The following is a 17,425-nucleotide window of genomic DNA, read 5'->3' as shown; positions in this document are numbered from 1 at the left end:
TCGCTCGATCAAAAGGGCAACGGCTGACTACAGCGCCCGGTTTTGCGCGCTACAGGCACGCTGATACCCTTGTTGAATATGCTGACGCATCGAGTGTGCAACGGCATCCGGGTCTCGTGCCGCCAACGCTGCCAGAATCATGCGGTGTTCGGCATGGGACGCCTGGGAGCTGCCGGATAACGCGAGGCCCTGACGCCGGATTAAGTGCATGCGGTTGATAACCTGGCGATAGAGCGTAAGTAATGTGGCGTTTCCGGCCATTTCCACCACCCGATCATGGAAGGCAATATTCAATAAAAAATAATTATTCACATCGTCATGCTGGGAAATGGCCTCCAGTTGATCAAGCACGCCATGCAATTCCTGCAATTGGTCCTCGGTAACGATGGACGCCAGGCGGCGACCGGCGATTTCATCCAGGCCGGCGCGAACTTCATACAGTTCGGCTGCTTCCTGTTCGGAAATATCCCTGATCCAGGCGCCGCGGTTTTTTTCCAGTGAAACCAGGCCGGCCTCTTCCAAGGCGCGGAAAGCTTCCCTGACCGGACTGCGGCTGATTTGCAGGTGCTCGGCCAGTTCCATTTCGTTGAGTTTCATACCGGCCACCAGTTGCCGGGTTTTAATCCGCCGCAGAATTTCTTCCTGCACGAGGTCACAAAGGGTCGCCGAACGTAATACCTGGATGGAATCTGCTGTATAAGACATAAATTCGCCTGTGAAGAATTATCGGTACATTTAACGGTACTTAAGGGAGAAACGCGCCGCCATTGGCGTGAATGACCTGTCCCGTGAGGTAGCGGGCGTGAGGTCCGCTCAAAAAACGCACCAAATCCGCAATGTCCTTGGGAGTGCCGCGTCTTCCCAATAGCGTGCTGTGAACGGCATGGTGCGCGGGCTCCGCATTGCCCGCCGCCGCGCCGCGGGCGGTATTTATCATGCCCGGCACCACGCAGTTCACCGTGATGCCGTCAGGGCCTAAATCATGGGCCAGGGCGCGAGTTAATCCCACTAGGCCGGCTTTAGCGGCCATGACGTGCGCCCGGCCGGCGGAGCCCGCATGGGCGGACATGCCGCCGATATTGATAATGGTGCCTTCACCGGCCTGCCGCAGCGCCGGCAAGGCCGCGCTTGCGCATAGAAAAGCGCCATCGAGTATCACCGCCAGTACCTCGCGCCATTGCGTCCAGTCCAACTGCGCGAAAGGGACTTCACGGCGTATGGCGGCATTATTTACCAGAATATCAATCTTGCCGAAGCGGTGTAATGCCGCCGTCATCAGGCTTTGCGCACCCTCGGGCCCGCTGATGTCGGCAAGGTGCAGCAATGCTTGCCCGCCCTGACGTTCTATATCCTCAACCACCCCGGCGGCCGCGTCAGCGGATTGTTTGGCGTTGACTACAACGGCTGCGCCCGCCGCCGCCAGCTCAAGGGCCATTGCCCGGCCAATATTGCGGGCCGCGCCCGTCACCACCGCTACCCGTCCACTCAGTTCTGCGGACATACATTGCCTCCGTCTATTTCATCACTGATGATACGTTCGCCGACATTGCCTAAGTACAAGAGTAGTACCGGCTCAGCGCCCGCCCTCTTGGGTCATGGCCGACAGTTCCGCCATATTGCGGCAGGACTCGACGTCCCAGCATGCCCGCAACAGGATGGCGGCGCGATCTTGTCCCAATATCGGCGCCACCAGGTCAGTAAATTTAGTATTCAGATCCTGCCGGGTCATTGGCTTCGCCGCGCTGCCTATAGCATGGTCGACGTGTTTTTCAAGGCGTTGGCCGTTGTGAAGCCGGATAACGATATGGGCGGCATCGCTGTCCAGTGAGGGATCGATGACGGCATTGACCCTATCGCGCAACCCGATGGTATGTTCATCCCGTACCGACGCGTCACTGTATTGCGCTTCGCCCGCGCGCCCTTGAATCACTGCCACAGCGGCGGAATGATAGACACTGAACTTACCGTCGAGACCGGTTTTGGGTGTGCGCTTGCCGGTCAATTCCAGCACCAGCGGATGGACGCGCAGTTCTATACTGTCAATCTCGTCGGCCTGCAAAGCGTATTCACTGCGTAGCTGGATACAGCCGTCAATCACCGGGTGGATTACGATGCCGCAGGCAAAAGGCTTAAAGGTATTCAGCAGGCTTTCGTGCCGCTCGCCAAATCCGCCGGTTATCTCCGACAGGTTGCGGTGGGTGCTGGTGACATTGGCCCAGCCCCGTTTCGCTTCAATGCCCTGTTCCGAACTGGTATAGCCCTTTGCCGCCAGCAACGCGGCGGTTAAGCCGTTTTGCGCCGCCCGCCCCGGATGGAAGCTTTTGGTCATGGTGCCGAACATTTCCCGCAGCCCAACGGGTTGCGAGGCGGCCAGACCCAGCGCCCATACCATTTGCTGTTCGTCCAGAGCCAACAGTTTTCCTACCGCCGCCGCGGCGCCAAACACCCCCGCCGTGCCGGTGATATGCCAGCCGATATCATAGTGGTCCGGATAAACCGCGTTACCGATGCGGCATTCCGTTTCTATTCCCAACACCAATGCATGGATAAAGTCCGCACCGCTGATGCCACGGAATTCCGACAGCGCCATAATGGCCGATGCCACGGGCCCCGCGGGATGGATAACGGTTTTAAGATGGGTGTCGTCAAAGTCAAAAACGTGTGAGGCGATGCCGTTGAGCAATGCCGCTGTTATGATATCCGTGCGCGTATTTCGTCCCAGAAGGGCGGCCTGTTCCGTTCCGGCAAAAGGAGAGAGCGCAGCATAGGCGATATCCACCGCCGGATGACGGCTCCCTCCCACGGCGCACCCTAGCCAGTTAACGAAAGAACTGATGCCATGGGCGCGGACATTTTCCGGTAAATCCCTGGGCCTGGATGTCACCAGATAGCGCGCCAGCGCGCGGGTAACGCCTTTATCGGACGTGTTCGATGCCTGTTGAGAATCGGGTAAAGACATAAACGCTCCCCAGTAAACAAATCAATGGTTGTATTGCATATTGTCGACAATATTCGATGGTATGGGTTATTCTGTAAAGTACATTTTCCAATTCTGTTACCTGGATCAGATATTCGTTAATGGGAAAAACAACGGATTGACTTTAGGAAAGAATGTAAATTGCAGGGTAGGGTAGTGAAACGCGTTAACATGATGCAAAAGGCGAGGCCATGGTAATGGCGGCGGCCGGGCGCTTTTATATGCTATCATGCCCTTTGAATTTTTACCCCACGGGCCTTGTTCAAGGGTGGCCGGGGTGCCGTTACAACCAATACGATAAATGGTCCGAAATGCTCGATAATTCTATATCCCCATTGCCTTCCGACGGCCGGTTACAATCGGAAGCGGCTCGATTTTCCTCCCAGCGCTTCGCCGTCGCGCCCATGCTGGACTGGACCGATCGCCATTGCCGGTATTTTTTACGTCTGTTGACACGGCATACCCTGCTCTACACCGAAATGGTGACCACCGGCGCCCTGCTCTACGGCAAAGGGGATTATCTTGCGTACAACGAGACGGAGCATCCGCTGGCTTTGCAGCTCGGAGGGAGTGAACCCGAGGCGTTGGCGCAGTGTGCCCGTATGGCTGAACAGCGGGGATATGACGAAATCAATCTCAATGTCGGCTGCCCTTCCGATCGAGTGCAAAACGGGCGTTTCGGCGCTTGCTTGATGGCGGAGCCCGTGCGGGTCGCCGACTGCGTCGCCGCCATGCGTTCCGCGGTGTCGATCCCGGTGACGGTGAAAACCCGTATCGGTATCGATGAGCAGGACAGCTACGGGTTTTTGTGCGAGTTTATTCAGACCGTTGCCGAGCGAGGGGGTTGCGATACCTTTATCATCCATGCCCGCAAGGCCTGGCTAACGGGTCTCAGCCCCAAGGAGAACCGCGATATTCCGCCGCTGGACTACGATCGCGTCTATCAGCTGAAGCGGGATTTCCCCGCCCTGGCGCTGGCCATTAACGGCGGCATCAAAACCCTGGACCAGGCGGAGCAGCATCTGCAATGGCTTGACGGCGTAATGGTGGGTCGCGAGGTTTATCAAAATCCGTCGCTCCTGTCCCGGGTCGACAGCAGGCTATTTGGTGGCACAGATCCCTATCATGACATGACCGACGTTGTAGCGGCCATGTTACCCTATATAGAGCTTGAGTTATCCCGCGGCACCTATCTGGGCCATATCACCCGCCATATGCTCGGTTTGTTCCAATCCATACCGGGCGCCAGGCAGTGGCGCCGCCATTTAAGCGAAAATGCCCATAAGCCGGGAGCGGGCGTGGCGGTGGTTGAGCAGGCGCTCGCCAAAGTGATTGCACCGGGTGTGCGGGAAGAGATGGCGGAATTGACTAAAAAATAGTAAAAATGGCCGATCCATTCTAAATAATGTGATGGAAATTTATTATAAAACAATGGGTTATAAAATATATTTGTTGGCATGGATTTTGTAATAAAGCTCTTGTAATAGTTAAAGGCGTCATTGAGACAGTCGCGGGACTTATCCCCTATTTCAGGAGTCTGCCATGTTGGAAATTTTCTTTGTCATCGGATTCTTTTTGATGCTGCTGCTGACCGGGATTTCCGTGCTGGGCGTTCTTGCCGCATTGGCCGTGGGGACGTTTATCATGATGTTTGCCGGTCTGTTTGTCATGGCGATAAAATTATTGCCATGGTTACTGCTGGCGCTGGTGGTGGCCTGGGTATGGCGCGCCGTTAAGCCGCCGCGGTTGCCCCGCTATTAGAATAGTCATCATCCCCACCCGGCGGCGGGTTGCCAGGTCGCCGAACCCAAAAATGCAGGGTTGATCACATCTTTTCGTCTTTTTTACACCTTGTATTTATTATCGATATTTTTTACTTATATCTGCTGATAGGATGCACCCTGGTTATCAGCCATTTCATCCACATCGGAAAATAATAGCGGCTTTAGCGGCAGTTTCCGGTGTTTTGCCGTTCTGTCCCTACCTACAGCAGCATCACATGCAGTGAAAAATGACGGGCTTTCGCAAGGAAGCCCGTCTCTCAACGATCAGGGAATCAGCAGGGAGGAGCCGTTGGTTTCACGTCCTTCCAACGCCCGATGCGCCCGCTGTGCCTCGGCCAGGGGAAATTTTTGCCGCTCCGGCACGTCGATTTTAATTGCGCCGCTGGCGATCATGGAAAAGAGTTCATTGCTGGCAAGCTTAAGTTCTTCCCGGTTGGTAATGTAGCCGTTCAGGGACGGACGGGTGACATACAGCGACCCTTTCTGGTTGAGGATTGCCAGGTTTACGCCGCTCACCGGCCCGGAAGAGTTGCCGAAACTCACCATCAGGCCCCGGCGACGCAGGCAGTCCAGCGAGATTTCCCAGGTATCTTTCCCTACCGAGTCGTATACCACATTGACCTTTTCACCATGGGTCAACGCCGCAACACGCTCCGGCACGTTCTCTTCACGATAATTGATGATTTCCCAGGCGCCGGCCTCCCTGGCCAGGGCGGCCTTTTGCGCCGAACCCACGGTACCTATCATCTTGGCTCCCAGCGCCTTGGCCCACTGGCAGGCAATCCGGCCTACGCCGCCGGCCGCGGCGTGGAACAGGAAAATTTCATTCGGTTTAACCGCGTAGGTCTGGTGCAGGAGATAATATACGGTTAATCCTTTAAGAAAGGACGCCGCGGCCTGTTCAAAGGAAATGGCGTTGGGAAGGACGGCGATATTCTTATCGGGGACGTTATGTATTTCGCTATAGGCTCCCAAGGGACCCTGGGCGTAGACCACCCGATCCCCGGCATGCAGCCCGGTCACTCCGGGGCCGACTTTTGTGATGATCCCCGCGCCTTCCGTCCCCAAGCCCGAAGGCAGCTGCGCCGGATAAAGGCCGCTGCGCATATAGGTGTCGATAAAATTGATACCTATTGCCTTATTTTCAACCTGAACTTCGCCCTGACCCGGATCTTTTGGTGTAAAATCTGTGTATTCCAATACATCCGGACCGCCGGTGGCGGAGAATTGAATGCGCTTAACCATAGCTGTTCCTCTCGTGGAAAGTCTTAAATAACCATAAGCCCTTACCGCCCGATTGCAAAGCCGCATAGGATTTGGCGACAATCAACGTTACAATGCGTCTTCACCCAGGTCGCTTCTCTCAGGCAAAGTCATTATCACATGTCAGAAAAAAAAACCGCTAACAAAACAAACTTCTCGCAGGACCGTCAGGTTGAAGGTCTCAAGCTTCCCCCCCATTCATTGGAAGCGGAACAGTCGGTGTTGGGCGGCTTAATGCTGGATAATGAACGCTGGGACAACGTCGCCGAACGCGTCGCCGTCAAAGATTTCTTCAACCGCCCGCACCGGCTGATTTTTGGCGAAATGCAGCGCCTGATGGAGTTGAATAAGCCTATCGATCTCATCACCCTTTCCGAATCCCTGGAGCAGAAAGGGGACTTGGATTCGGTGGGCGGTTTTGCCTATCTGGCGGAATTGTCGAAAAACACGCCGAGCGCCGCCAATATTTCCGCTTATGCCGATATCGTCCGCGAACGCGCGGTGGTGCGGGAAATGATCGCCGTCGCCCATGAAATTGCCGATGCGGGTTACGATCCCCAGGGGCGCAGCAGTGAAGAACTGCTCGATCTGGCGGAATCACGGGTTTTCCAGATTGCCGAAAATCGCGCCAGTAAAGATGAAGGCCCGAAAAGCATCGACCGTATTCTGGAAGATACCGTGGCGCGCATCGAGCAGCTGTATCAAAAACCCCATGACGGCGTGACCGGCGTCTCCAGCGGCTACCACGACCTGGATAAAAAGACCGCCGGTCTGCAAAAATCCGATTTGATTATCATCGCGGCGCGCCCGTCCATGGGTAAAACCACCTTCGCCATGAACCTGTGCGAAAATGCCGCCATGACCGAAGACAAGCCGGTGCTGATTTTCAGTCTGGAAATGCCCGGCAACCAGATTATGATGCGTATGCTGGCCTCGCTGTCCCGCGTTGACCAGACCCGGATCCGTACCGGCCAGCTGGATGATGAGGATTGGGCGCGTATTTCCAGCACCATGGGGCTGCTGCTGGAAAAGCATAATATGTATATCGACGACTCGTCCGGCCTGACCCCGAGCGACGTGCGTTCACGCGCCCGGCGGGTATTTCGTGAGCATGACGGCTTAAGCATGATCATGATTGACTATCTGCAATTAATGCGCGTACCCGCGCTATCGGATAACCGGACGCTGGAAATCGCCGAAATCTCCCGTTCCCTCAAAGCGCTGGCAAAAGAGCTGCAGGTACCGGTGCTGGCCCTCTCCCAGCTTAACCGCGGTCTGGAGCAGCGCGCGGATAAACGCCCGATAAACTCCGATTTGCGTGAATCAGGTTCTATCGAGCAGGATGCCGATTTGATCATGTTTATCTACCGTGACGAGGTGTATCACGAAAACAGCGATCAGAAAGGCATTGCGGAAATTATTCTCGGTAAACAGCGTAACGGCCCCATCGGCACGGTACGGCTGACGTTTAACGGGCAGTGGTCGCGGTTCGACAGTTATGCCGGGCCGCAATATGATGATGATTGATAACCAGGACAAGGATAATGAAAACGGCCATTGCCGTTATTGACCGGCGTGCTTTGCGGCATAATTTGCAGCAGGTGCGCCGGCTGGCGCCCCACAGCCGGGTCGTGGCGATAGTAAAGGCCAATGCCTACGGGCACGGTATGCCTGAAACCGCACTGACGCTGCAGGATAACGCGGACTGCTTCGGTGTGGCGCGTTTCGCCGAGGCATTAGCGCTGCGCAGCGCCGGCATTACCAAGCCGATTCTGCTGCTGGAAGGATTTTTCGACGCTGATGAATTGCCGCTATTGGCCGAGCTTAGCATCGAAACCGCCGTGCATAGCCCGGAGCAATTGCTGGCCCTGGAGCAGGCAAACCTGGCGTCGCCGGTGCGGGTATGGATGAAGCTGGATACCGGCATGCACCGTCTGGGCGTCTCGCCGCTGCAGGGGGAGGAATTTTATGCCCGCCTGGCGGCGTGCCGCAATGTGCTGGGGCCGGTTAATATCATGAGCCATTTCGCCCGTGCCGATGAACCGCAGGCGGATGCCACCCCCCGGCAATTAGCCTGTTTTGACAACTTTGCACAGGGCAAACCGGGCATGCAGTCCATCGCCGCTTCCGGCGGGATCCTGTATTGGCCCGACTCCCACCGCGACTGGGTTCGTCCCGGTATTGTGCTGTATGGCGTGTCCCCCGGCGCCGGCATCGGCGCTGACTTTGGCTTCAGGCCCGCCATGACGTTGACCTCTTCCCTTATCGCCGTGCGCAACCATCGGGCCGGTGAAGCGAGCGGCTACGGCGGTATCTGGGTCAGCTCCCGGGATACCCGTTTGGGGGTGATAGCGTTCGGTTACGGCGACGGTTATCCCCGCAGCGCCCCCAATGGCACACCGGTCTGGGTCAACGGCCGCGAAGTGCCGCTGGCGGGACGGGTCTCCATGGACATGCTGGTGGTGGATCTGGGACCGGACAGCCGCGAGCGCGTGGGCGATCGCGTGGTTTTATGGGGCCCGGAGCTGCCGGTGGAACGGGTGGCCGCCGCCAGCGGCATCAGCGCTTATGAGCTCGTCACCAAGCTGACTTCCCGCGTGGATATTGAATATATTGAGAGCGAGCCGGCGGAAACCCTGGCAAAAGGCAGCGCTGCTTCAATTTTTAATCATTCCAGCTAACAGCTAATGAAATTTATTTGGTAGTGTGGAGGCAGGGCTTTACCCCTGAACCCACAATACCAGGAGATTTACACCGTGTTCCAACATGTTGATGCTTATGCCGGGGATCCGATCCTGTCGCTGATGGAAGCCTATAAACTGGATCCGCGCCCAAACAAGGTGAATCTGAGCATCGGGCTTTATTATAACGAGCAGGGAATCATTCCCCAACTGCAGGCGGTCGCCAAGGCGGAAGCCCTGCTGGATGCCATGCCGAAACAGGGCGCGGGTTATCTGCCGATGGCGGGCCTGCCGTCGTATCGTAGCGCCAGCCAGGCTTTGCTGTTCGGTGAAGATCACCCGATGCGCAACGCCGCCCGTATCGCCACCATCCAAACGGTGGGCGGCTCCGGGGCGCTGAGAATCGGCGCGGATTTCCTCAAAGCCTATTTTCCGGACTCGACGGTTTATGTCAGCGATCCCACCTGGGAAAACCATGTGGCGGTTTTCTCCGGCGCCGGTTTCAAGGTGGATTATTATCCCTACTTTGACAGTGGCAAGCTGGCCGTAAATTTCACCGCCATGCTGGCTTGTTTACAATCGCTGCCGGCCAAAAGCATCGTATTGCTGCATCCCTGCTGCCATAATCCCACCGGCTCCGATTTGACCCATGAACAGTGGGATCAGGTTATCAAGACGGTGGCACAACGGGATCTCATCGCTTTCATGGATATCGCCTATCAAGGGTATGGCGCGAGTCTCGACGACGACGCCTATGCGGTGCGGGAAATGGCCCGGCTGGGACTGCCTTGCCTTGTGAGCCAGTCGTTCTCGAAAATCTTCTCCCTGTATGCGGAGCGGGTAGGGACGCTGTCGGTGGTTTGCGACAGCGCCGCCGAGGCTGAACGGGTGCTGGGACAATTAACCTCGACGGTGCGCCGCAACTATTCCAGCCCGCCGAATTTCGGCGCCCAGGTGGTGGCGAAAGTCTTGAACGATCCAGCTTTGTATACCTTATGGCGCGGAGAGGTCGCCGCCATGCGGGAACGTATTCTCAGCATGCGTCACAGCCTGGTGGAGGCGCTGAAAGTCTCCCTGCCGGGCCATGATTTCAATTATCTTTTGCGCCAGCGCGGCATGTTCAGCTATACCGGCCTCAGTCCGGCGCAGGTGGACAGGCTGCGGGAAGAATTCGGCGTATACCTGATAGCCTCCGGCCGCATGTGCCTGTCCGGCCTGAACGGCGATAACGTGCAGCGGGCGGCGCAGGCGATTGCGGCGGTGAGCTGATTCCGGGGGGCCTGCTTGGTACTCCGCCTGACACCGATACCCTATACTTAGGGGTATAGAAGAGGAGCAGGCATCATGTGGTATCAGCAAACGTTGATCTTGGCAGCGCGAAAGCGCGGGTTCCATTTGGTCACCGATGAGATAGTCGGCCAACTGGAGCATCTGTCCGAGGTGAATATCGGCCTGCTGCACTTGTTATTGCAGCACACCTCGGCTTCCCTGACGCTGAATGAAAATTATGACCCTACCGTCAGGGCCGATATGGAGAGCCATTTTTTGCGCCATGTGCCGGAAAATGCCTCCTATCAACATGATTATGAAGGACCTGACGACATGCCGGCCCATATCAAATCATCGCTGTTGGGCGCGTCGCTGACCATCCCCGTCAGCCGGGGGAAATTAATACTGGGGACCTGGCAGGGCATCTGGCTGGGAGAACATCGCCACCATGGGGGCAATCGCAAGGTTATCGCCACCCTGCAGGGAGAATGATCACCCGCCGAGGTTGATTATTTCCCCATATAAATCCACCGATTGCAGCAGCTTATCCACCAGGCAATATTCGTCGGTTTGGTGCGCCATGGCCGGTTCGCCCGGCCCGAGAATAATGCAGGGCGGCGAGCCGAGCGCGTCCCGCAGCAGCGAGGCATCGGTAAAATAGGGCACAACCCGGTGTTCCAGCGGCCCGTCGTGCAGCGGCCGGCAGCACTGGAATACCTGCTTTATCCAGGGGTCTCCCGGCTCGGTGAGTACCGAGGGCAAATCCACCAGGGTAGTCAGCCGCACCTGTTCCCCGGCCATGGCGGCCAGGCGCTGCCGTATCTCTCCATGCTGCAGATTGGGGGCGGTACGTATATCCACGTCAAACGAACAGCGATCCGGCACCGAGTTGATATTCAGTCCACCGCTGACGGTGCCGACATTCAGCGTCGGTTGCTTCATTAGCGGATGCGGCGCGCCCGGTTCGAAATTACGTATCTTGCCGATGGCCTCGGCGGCAAGATAAATAGCGTTAATCCCCAGCTCCGGCATGGCGCCGTGGGCGGTTTTGCCCTGGGTTTCGCAGCGCAGCCACAAAGCGCCCTTATGGCCGATAATAGGGTAGTTGGACGTGGGTTCGCCGACGATCAACGCTTTCACCGGCGGCAAAACGACCCCGGCATCCTCTAACAGCGCCCGTGCGCCGTCACAGCCGGTCTCTTCGCCGCCGGTCAGCATGAGCAGTACGCCGTTTCCGGTCCGTATTGCCTGTTGATGTTGCATACAGGCCGCGGTAAAGGCCGCGACGGCCGCTTTCATGTCGCTGGCGCCGCGGCCGTACAGCTTACCGTCGACTATTTCGCCGCCGAATGCATCATGCCGCCACGGAGCGTTCCCTAAGGGCACGGTGTCCAGATGGCCGGTAAAAGCCAGGGGCCTGGCATCTTTGTCTTTGCCGTCCATGCGTGCCAGCAAGTTGTACCGCTTATCAGCGAAGCGCCGCAATTGGATTTCGAAGCCGTGCCGTTGCAGATAGTCCGCCAGGAACGCCATGCAGAGGGATTCGTCACCGGGTGGATTGATGGTATCAAAGCGCAGCAAAGCGCGTGTTAGCGTAATGGCGTCTTCAGCGGCGTTCATCGCATTACCTCAACGTAAGTCATTTTAACAACGCTTGATGTCATGCCGGGAACCGCCTGCCTACTGGCGGTGCTGACCATATTGGCGGCGAAACACCGGATATAGGCGCAATACCCGTCTGCGATAGACCGGGCGTTCCCGGCCGAAGCCGACGACGGCTTAACGCTGAAAGACCCGCCGGGGATTCATGATCATCAGGGTTTCCAACTGTTCGCCGGTTACGCCGTGGCGCCGCAGCCGTGGGACGAAATGCCGCAGGATATAGCCATAGCCGTGACCGCCGTAACGGGTGAGCATGGTTTTGAGAAAGACGTCCTGGGACATTAAAATCTGGTTTAAAAAGCCATCGTCGATAAGTTCCCGAATAGCGCGGGCGTTTTCTTCGTCGGAGGGAGATTGGGCGGATTCATCGGCATAATAATAACTCATGCCGATCATATCGTATTCCAGAAATGCCCCACGCCGGGCCAGGTCGCGCTGATAGGTTTTATCGGCGAAGCTGGGATTCATATGGCACAGTACGGTATGGCGCAGGTCGGCGCCTTCGTCCTGCAATATATCCAGCACCCGATGCCCCAGCCGCTCCCAGCCCGGCAGATGCACCTCGATGGGGACGCCGGTGGCGGCACTGGCCCGGCCCGCCGCACGCAGCGACTTTTCCTCGTCGGCGGTAAAGGCCGACGAAATGCCGATTTCACCGATCAGACCGGCAATCACCTGGGGTTTTTCCTCGGCGCCGCCGACGTCGTAAATCATCTGTTGGGCGAGCTGTTCCAGCGAGCTCGTTTTCACGTAGGCGGGGTGGGACGGCTCCAGATAAAAACCGGTGCCCATGACGATGTTCAAACCGGTCAAACGGGAAATCCGCTGCAAAGCCAGGGGATCGCGGCCAATGCCGATATTGGTGGGATCCACCACCGTTTCCCCGCCTAACGCACGGAATTTCATTAACTCTTCCGTCGCCACTTCCGGATCGAACAGCTGGCAGTTGTCCCGGCTGGACAAGGGATTAAGGGACAGCTCGCCGAGGTTTTCCATTTTTACCGGCATCTCCGCCAGATGCCTGTCGCTGCAGCAGCAGGGGGGTACCCATTTACCGGAGGCATCCAGCAGAATATGCTCGTGCATCAGCGTCACGCCCATCCGGTCAACCGGCAGCGGACCAAGCACCGTCATCACATAACCGCTGGCGACCCCCAGCGGCAGGGGATCCGCATGGCGGAAAATTGAACTTTGCATCGCGTCTATCCTTTGATGGGCCGGGCCGGGTTAAAAATACGGGTGTTAAGCCAGATGGCCAGCAGAATAATGGTGCCGGTGGCTATCTGGGTAAAAAACGGCGAAATGTGCGATAAAATCAGGCCGTTTTGAATTACCGCGATGGACAGCGCCCCCAGCAGAGTGCCGATAATGGTGCCGAAGCCGCCGAACAGACTGGTGCTGCCCAGCACCACCGCCGCAATGACCTGCAATTCAAATCCCTCTCCCTGGTTGGAGGAGCCGCTACCCAGCCGCGCGGTGATGATCATCCCGGCCAGGGCGGCGCTCATGCCGCTGAGAACATAGACCCACATTGTCGTGGCGCGGGTGTTGACCCCGGAGCGCCGCACCCCTTCGGTATTGGCGCCGATGGCCGTGACATAGCGGCCAAAACGGGTATTGTTCAGCAGGATATGGCCGCAAATCAGTACCAATACCCCTAATATCGCCGGCAGGGGCAGGCCGATCACCCAGGCGCGTCCCAACAGCGTAAACGGGCTGTCGGCGGGAATCGGGATTGAATAACCCTGGGTAATCAGCAGAGCGACGCCGCGCACCACCGCCAATGTCGCCAGGGTGACGATAAACGCCGGTATGCCTTCATAGGCGATGAAATAGCCGTTGAGCAAACCAATCAATCCGCCGAGCACCAGACCGCCCACCAATACCACCGGCCAGGGCAATCCCCAATTGTTCAAGGCAATGGCGGATAACGCCCCCACCAGCGCCAGAATGGAGCCCACCGAAAGGTCGATGCCGCCGGTGGTGATAACCAGGGTCATGGCGGTGGCGACAATCAGCAACGGCGCACTTTGGCGGATGATATTGAGCCAGTTGGGGCCACTGAGGAAATCATCGGTTATCAAGGCAAAGACTACACAGCAAAACAGGCAAAACAGCGCGATGCTCACCACGCCGGAGTGGTTATGTAAAATGCGTCTCGGCAGCGAGTGCTGAATCATACGGTTATTAGACATATTCATAATACTCATGCGGGGATCCCCGTTAATGGGCGCGGGCGGAGTGCGCCTCGAACTTCTCGCCGACGATCAGATTGACGATATCCGATAAACTGGTATTCGCCACCTGGCGCTCCGCGACGTTGGTGCCTTCGTACATCACCATGATGCGATCGCAGACCAGAAAAAGATCCTGCAGGCGATGGGTAATCAGGATGACGCTGACGCCGCGGGCGCTGACGCGCTTTATCAATTCCAGCACCGCCTCCACTTCGGCCACCGCCAGCGCCGCGGTGGGTTCATCCATAATCAGCACCTTGGGTTCAAAGGCCGCCGCCCGGGCGATGGCAATGGCCTGCCGCTGGCCGCCGGAGAGGTTACGCACCAGCAAACGGGTATCCGGGATGGATATACCCAATCCTTTTAGCATCTCCCGCGCCCGGGCATGCATGGTTTTTTCATCAAGAAACGGGATGCCCAGCCAGCGGGTCTGCGGTTCACGCCCCATAAAAAGATTACCCGCCACATCCACCGTGTCGCAGAGCGACAAGTCCTGGTAAACCATTTCAATATGGCAACGCCGCGCGTCCGCCGGGGAGGTAAAGGCCATTTCCTGGCCGTCGATACGGATGGCGCCGCTGGTTGGCACCACCGCGCCGGACAGTATTTTGGTCAGCGTGGACTTGCCGGCGCCGTTGTCGCCCACCAGCCCCAATACTTCTCCGGGAGCCAATCTCAGGTTGACCCCGCGCAGCGAGCGGATGGATCCATAGGTCTTGGTGATATCCACCATTTCGACCCGAGGGGATACGTTTTGTGCTCCAGCCATTGATATACCTCTGCTCATAAAAGATGAAGCGCATACCGTCCCCCGAAAGGGACGTTATGCCGGCATCGGTGAATTCCCGCTGTTTTCGGCTCGCAATTCCTTTGTAAACCGGTTTACCAAAACAGCGGAAATCCGCTTTTTGCCATTCCACTTGCCTATATCGCGTCGTGGATATTTGTATCGCCAAGAAGTCTAAAGCAGTTTTCATGCCATGGTGGCGAGTAATCCCGCAGAGATGAGAAAAAAGCCGTTGCTAATATTCTGATAATTAAGGGATAAAAAATAAGCGATTTTTAAGCAGCGGGTATCCGCCAGCGCTGGCTAAAAAATTTTACATGCTCATCAATGCCGCATTTTTGTGCATTGCCGCGCAAAAATGGTGCAAAAAATTTACTCCGGCGGGTAACATCGCACAGAATCGCGGCCGACCCATTCCACCGGAATGCGGGTTTCGATATTGATATCCACACGGCCGTTAAGCAGTTTAATCATGATATCCACGGCGGTTCGCCCCAGCAAACGAGCCGGCTGGCGGATGGTGGATAAACGCGGCGTGATAAGTTCGGCATAGCTGGCATCGTCAAAACCCACCAGGGATAAGGCTTCCGGCGCCGTCAATCCCCTTTGGCTCAGGCCGTCCAGCAGGCCAAGCACCAAATAGTCACTGGCGGCGAACACCGCGGTGGGCGCCTCGGGCAGCGACAGCAAACGGTGCAGGGCGGACTGGCCGAATTCGCGGCTGTAATCCCCGTACAGCACCCGCTCGGGCGGGCAAGCCAGTCCCGCACGATCCATGGCCTGCCTGAAACCCTCATGGCGTTCCCGCACGCTCATTAACGCATCCGGCCCGCCGACAAAAGCGATGCGGCGGTGGCCGGCGGCAATGAGCTGCTCCGTCGCCAGGATGCCGCCCTGCACGTTATCCACAAAAAGCTTGGGCACCAGGCTTCCTGGAATATCTTCATCAATCAATACAATGCGCTGATGGCCCACCAATTCTTCCCGTAGTAAACCGTTATCCGGCCGGTTGGTGGTAAACAGCAGTCCGTCCACCTGGCAGGTATCCAGCCAGCGGATAAATTGACGCTCTTTGTCCGGATTATTGCGGGTAATACACAATACCAGGCTGTAGTGGTGCTCCGAAGCGGCTTCTTCCGCGGCGTCCGCCAGTTCGGCGAAAAACGGATTGGTAATATCCGGCAGCACTAGGCCGATAGTCTCGCTGCCGCCTTTGCTTAAACGTCGGGCCAGGCTGTTGGCGCGATAATCCAACTGGGCGATGGCATCTTCAATCCGCTGAACCGTCGCCTGCGGCAAGACGATGCTGTTGTTGAGATAACGTGATACGGTGGCCTTGGACAGGCCGGCTAAATTGGCGACATCCGAAAGAACCACTCTTTTTTTATTCATCCGCACCACCACAATCATTCTGCCCAGCGCTATTGTTAACACATTTACGTCAGAGGGTTACAGACCTTTTTATCGGAAGTCTGTCCTATAATACGCTGTGGTCCAAGAATTAATGCTTGACAAAAGTTCGCTGTCGATGAATTGTAAATAGCAGTTTACCCGCATTACCTGTTTACCGGGAATTATTCCCAAACCTGCCGACTCTGCCCGACAAATAGCCTACATGGACAGGCTAGGAACAGAATCCGACAGTAAAAAGCCGCGACACCGGACGGTGGTTCAACAATCCCCGTTGCTGTGTTTTCGCCCTATCGATATTTGTCCCGCCAACATTATCCTTGATGCCAGACCGTGGTTTTTGGTCTCACCGCATCTTGCTTGCACTATTTTCCTTGACGAGGACAACCGTATGTTATTCAGCACCGGCAAGAAATTCATTTCCACCCTAGCCTGTTCATTGACGGCAATAGCATTAATGACCGGCGCATCTTCGGCAAAAGACGCGGCGCCTACCTATGCGTTGGTCCAGATTAATCAGCAAGCGTTATTCTTTAATTTAATGAATAAAGGGGCACAGGAAGCGGCAAAAGAAACGGGTAAAACATTGGTGGTTTTTAATGCCACCGATAATCCCGTGGCGCAGAATGACGCCATTGAAAACTATATTCAACAAGGTGTTAAAGGCATTCTTGTTGATGCGATTGATGTCAACGGTATTATGCCGGCCATCAAAGAAGCGGCGGATGCCCATATTCCCGTGATCGCTATTGATGCCGTATTACCCGCCGGACCGCAAAAATCACAGGTTGGCGTGGATAATATTAAAGGCGGCCACATCCTGGGTGATTATTTTACCGACTATGTTAAGAAAAATATGGGCGGTAAGGTCAAGGTGGGGATTGTCGGTGCGTTGAATTCGGCCATTCAAAATGCCCGTCAAAAAGGATTTGAAGACGCTATTAAAGTCAATCCGGCGATTAAAGTGGCTGATGTGGTGGACGGCCGAAATATTCAGGACGATGCGCTGACCGCTGCGGAAAACCTGATTACCGGCAATCCTGATATGACTGCGATCTATGCCACCGGCGAACCGGCATTACTGGGTGCGATGGCGGCAGTGGTTAACCAGGGACGCCAAAAGGACATCAAGGTTTTCGGCTGGGATTTGACCGCCCAGGCCATCACCGGCATCGATCAGGGCTATGTGGCGGCGGTATTGCAGCAGGATCCTGAAAAAATGGGCTCCGAAGCGCTGAAAGCCCTTAACGCGGTAACCGCCGGCAAGACGGTGGAGAAAAACATTCTGGTACCGGCCACGGTGGTGACCAAAAGCAATGTCGACACGTTCCGCCCATTATTCAAGTAATGGCGCG

The 17,425-nt window shown here is 56.4% G+C and carries 16 protein-coding genes; 7 read left to right on the top strand and 9 right to left on the bottom strand.

Annotation, left to right across the window (positions count from 1 at the left end):
* Positions 1-27: 27 nt before the first annotated feature.
* From ACL2XO_RS26565 to ACL2XO_RS26555, 3 genes are all read right to left on the bottom strand, one after another.
* Positions 28-705: an FCD domain-containing protein gene (locus ACL2XO_RS26565; protein ID WP_203523731.1), complete on the bottom strand. Its 678-nt coding sequence runs from the start codon at positions 703-705 to the stop codon at positions 28-30.
* Between the two features lie 40 nt (positions 706-745).
* Positions 746-1,501: an SDR family NAD(P)-dependent oxidoreductase gene (locus ACL2XO_RS26560; RefSeq protein ID WP_132924551.1), complete on the bottom strand. Its 756-nt coding sequence runs from the start codon at positions 1,499-1,501 to the stop codon at positions 746-748.
* Between the two features lie 72 nt (positions 1,502-1,573).
* Entirely contained in the window at positions 1,574-2,959 is a 1,386-nt protein-coding gene (locus ACL2XO_RS26555) for an MmgE/PrpD family protein (protein WP_413741917.1), read from the bottom strand.
* Between the two features lie 329 nt (positions 2,960-3,288).
* Between ACL2XO_RS26555 and dusA the strand changes: the two genes are divergently transcribed.
* Positions 3,289-4,356 (top strand): tRNA dihydrouridine(20/20a) synthase DusA, encoded by a 1,068-nt coding sequence (gene dusA, locus ACL2XO_RS26550; RefSeq protein ID WP_413741916.1) that lies wholly within the window; start codon positions 3,289-3,291, stop codon positions 4,354-4,356.
* 163 nt (positions 4,357-4,519) lie between these two features.
* Positions 4,520-4,738, top strand: coding sequence for an envelope stress response protein PspG (pspG, locus tag ACL2XO_RS26545; RefSeq protein WP_203523727.1), 219 nt, complete (start codon positions 4,520-4,522; stop codon positions 4,736-4,738).
* 287 nt (positions 4,739-5,025) lie between these two features.
* On the opposite strand, the gene ACL2XO_RS26540 is transcribed toward pspG, so the two are convergent.
* Positions 5,026-6,006 (bottom strand): quinone oxidoreductase, encoded by a 981-nt coding sequence (locus tag ACL2XO_RS26540; RefSeq protein WP_203523726.1) that lies wholly within the window; start codon positions 6,004-6,006, stop codon positions 5,026-5,028.
* A gap of 138 nt (positions 6,007-6,144) precedes the next feature.
* Between ACL2XO_RS26540 and dnaB the strand changes: the two genes are divergently transcribed.
* The 4 genes from dnaB to ACL2XO_RS26520 all read left to right on the top strand — a co-directional run bounded on the left by dnaB (position 6,145) and on the right by ACL2XO_RS26520 (position 10,466).
* Entirely contained in the window at positions 6,145-7,551 is a 1,407-nt protein-coding gene (gene dnaB, locus ACL2XO_RS26535; protein WP_132924563.1) for a replicative DNA helicase, read from the top strand.
* 17 nt (positions 7,552-7,568) lie between these two features.
* Positions 7,569-8,705, top strand: a complete 1,137-nt coding sequence (gene alr, locus ACL2XO_RS26530) for an alanine racemase (protein ID WP_413741915.1) — start codon at positions 7,569-7,571, stop codon at positions 8,703-8,705.
* A 75-nt stretch (positions 8,706-8,780) separates the two neighbouring features.
* Entirely contained in the window at positions 8,781-9,974 is a 1,194-nt protein-coding gene (locus ACL2XO_RS26525; RefSeq protein ID WP_413741914.1) for an aromatic amino acid transaminase, read from the top strand.
* A gap of 75 nt (positions 9,975-10,049) precedes the next feature.
* Positions 10,050-10,466: a secondary thiamine-phosphate synthase enzyme YjbQ gene (locus ACL2XO_RS26520; RefSeq protein WP_413725997.1), complete on the top strand. Its 417-nt coding sequence runs from the start codon at positions 10,050-10,052 to the stop codon at positions 10,464-10,466.
* Here the strand turns inward: ACL2XO_RS26520 and ACL2XO_RS26515 are convergent, their stop codons facing one another.
* The 5 genes from ACL2XO_RS26515 to ACL2XO_RS26495 form a co-directional block, all read right to left on the bottom strand.
* Entirely contained in the window at positions 10,467-11,594 is a 1,128-nt protein-coding gene (locus ACL2XO_RS26515) for a M20 family metallopeptidase (protein ID WP_413741913.1), read from the bottom strand.
* 159 nt (positions 11,595-11,753) lie between these two features.
* Entirely contained in the window at positions 11,754-12,833 is a 1,080-nt protein-coding gene (locus ACL2XO_RS26510; protein WP_132924571.1) for a phosphotriesterase, read from the bottom strand.
* A gap of 5 nt (positions 12,834-12,838) precedes the next feature.
* Positions 12,839-13,837 (bottom strand): ABC transporter permease, encoded by a 999-nt coding sequence (locus ACL2XO_RS26505; RefSeq protein WP_165934294.1) that lies wholly within the window; start codon positions 13,835-13,837, stop codon positions 12,839-12,841.
* 22 nt (positions 13,838-13,859) lie between these two features.
* Positions 13,860-14,606 (bottom strand): ATP-binding cassette domain-containing protein, encoded by a 747-nt coding sequence (locus tag ACL2XO_RS26500; RefSeq protein ID WP_165934295.1) that lies wholly within the window; start codon positions 14,604-14,606, stop codon positions 13,860-13,862.
* Positions 14,607-15,032: 426 nt separating this feature from the next.
* Entirely contained in the window at positions 15,033-16,052 is a 1,020-nt protein-coding gene (locus ACL2XO_RS26495) for a LacI family DNA-binding transcriptional regulator (RefSeq protein WP_413741912.1), read from the bottom strand.
* A 409-nt stretch (positions 16,053-16,461) separates the two neighbouring features.
* Between ACL2XO_RS26495 and ACL2XO_RS26490 the strand changes: the two genes are divergently transcribed.
* A complete protein-coding gene (locus ACL2XO_RS26490) occupies positions 16,462-17,418 on the top strand; it encodes a substrate-binding domain-containing protein (protein ID WP_413725994.1) in 957 nt (318 codons plus the stop codon).
* Positions 17,419-17,425: the final 7 nt, after the last annotated feature.

This window comes from Sodalis sp. RH15, from assembly GCF_047324255.1.
GTDB lineage: Bacteria > Pseudomonadota > Gammaproteobacteria > Enterobacterales > Enterobacteriaceae > Acerihabitans > Acerihabitans ligni.
Note: the sequence above shows the minus strand (reverse complement) of the source record. Positions and strands in the feature narration are given on the sequence as shown.

Coding starts and splice junctions, on each gene's coding strand:
- ACL2XO_RS26565 (WP_203523731.1), bottom strand. CDS start 705: ATGTCTTATACAGCAGATTCCATCCAGGTATTACGTTCGGCGACCCTT.
- ACL2XO_RS26560 (WP_132924551.1), bottom strand. CDS start 1,501: ATGTCCGCAGAACTGAGTGGACGGGTAGCGGTGGTGACGGGCGCGGCC.
- ACL2XO_RS26555 (WP_413741917.1), bottom strand. CDS start 2,959: ATGTCTTTACCCGATTCTCAACAGGCATCGAACACGTCCGATAAAGGC.
- dusA (WP_413741916.1), top strand. CDS start 3,289: ATGCTCGATAATTCTATATCCCCATTGCCTTCCGACGGCCGGTTACAA.
- pspG (WP_203523727.1), top strand. CDS start 4,520: ATGTTGGAAATTTTCTTTGTCATCGGATTCTTTTTGATGCTGCTGCTG.
- ACL2XO_RS26540 (WP_203523726.1), bottom strand. CDS start 6,006: ATGGTTAAGCGCATTCAATTCTCCGCCACCGGCGGTCCGGATGTATTG.
- dnaB (WP_132924563.1), top strand. CDS start 6,145: ATGTCAGAAAAAAAAACCGCTAACAAAACAAACTTCTCGCAGGACCGT.
- alr (WP_413741915.1), top strand. CDS start 7,569: ATGAAAACGGCCATTGCCGTTATTGACCGGCGTGCTTTGCGGCATAAT.
- ACL2XO_RS26520 (WP_413725997.1), top strand. CDS start 10,050: ATGTGGTATCAGCAAACGTTGATCTTGGCAGCGCGAAAGCGCGGGTTC.
- ACL2XO_RS26515 (WP_413741913.1), bottom strand. CDS start 11,594: ATGAACGCCGCTGAAGACGCCATTACGCTAACACGCGCTTTGCTGCGC.
- ACL2XO_RS26510 (WP_132924571.1), bottom strand. CDS start 12,833: ATGCAAAGTTCAATTTTCCGCCATGCGGATCCCCTGCCGCTGGGGGTC.
- ACL2XO_RS26505 (WP_165934294.1), bottom strand. CDS start 13,837: ATGAATATGTCTAATAACCGTATGATTCAGCACTCGCTGCCGAGACGC.
- ACL2XO_RS26500 (WP_165934295.1), bottom strand. CDS start 14,606: ATGGTGGATATCACCAAGACCTATGGATCCATCCGCTCGCTGCGCGGG.
- ACL2XO_RS26495 (WP_413741912.1), bottom strand. CDS start 16,052: ATGAATAAAAAAAGAGTGGTTCTTTCGGATGTCGCCAATTTAGCCGGC.
- ACL2XO_RS26490 (WP_413725994.1), top strand. CDS start 16,462: ATGTTATTCAGCACCGGCAAGAAATTCATTTCCACCCTAGCCTGTTCA.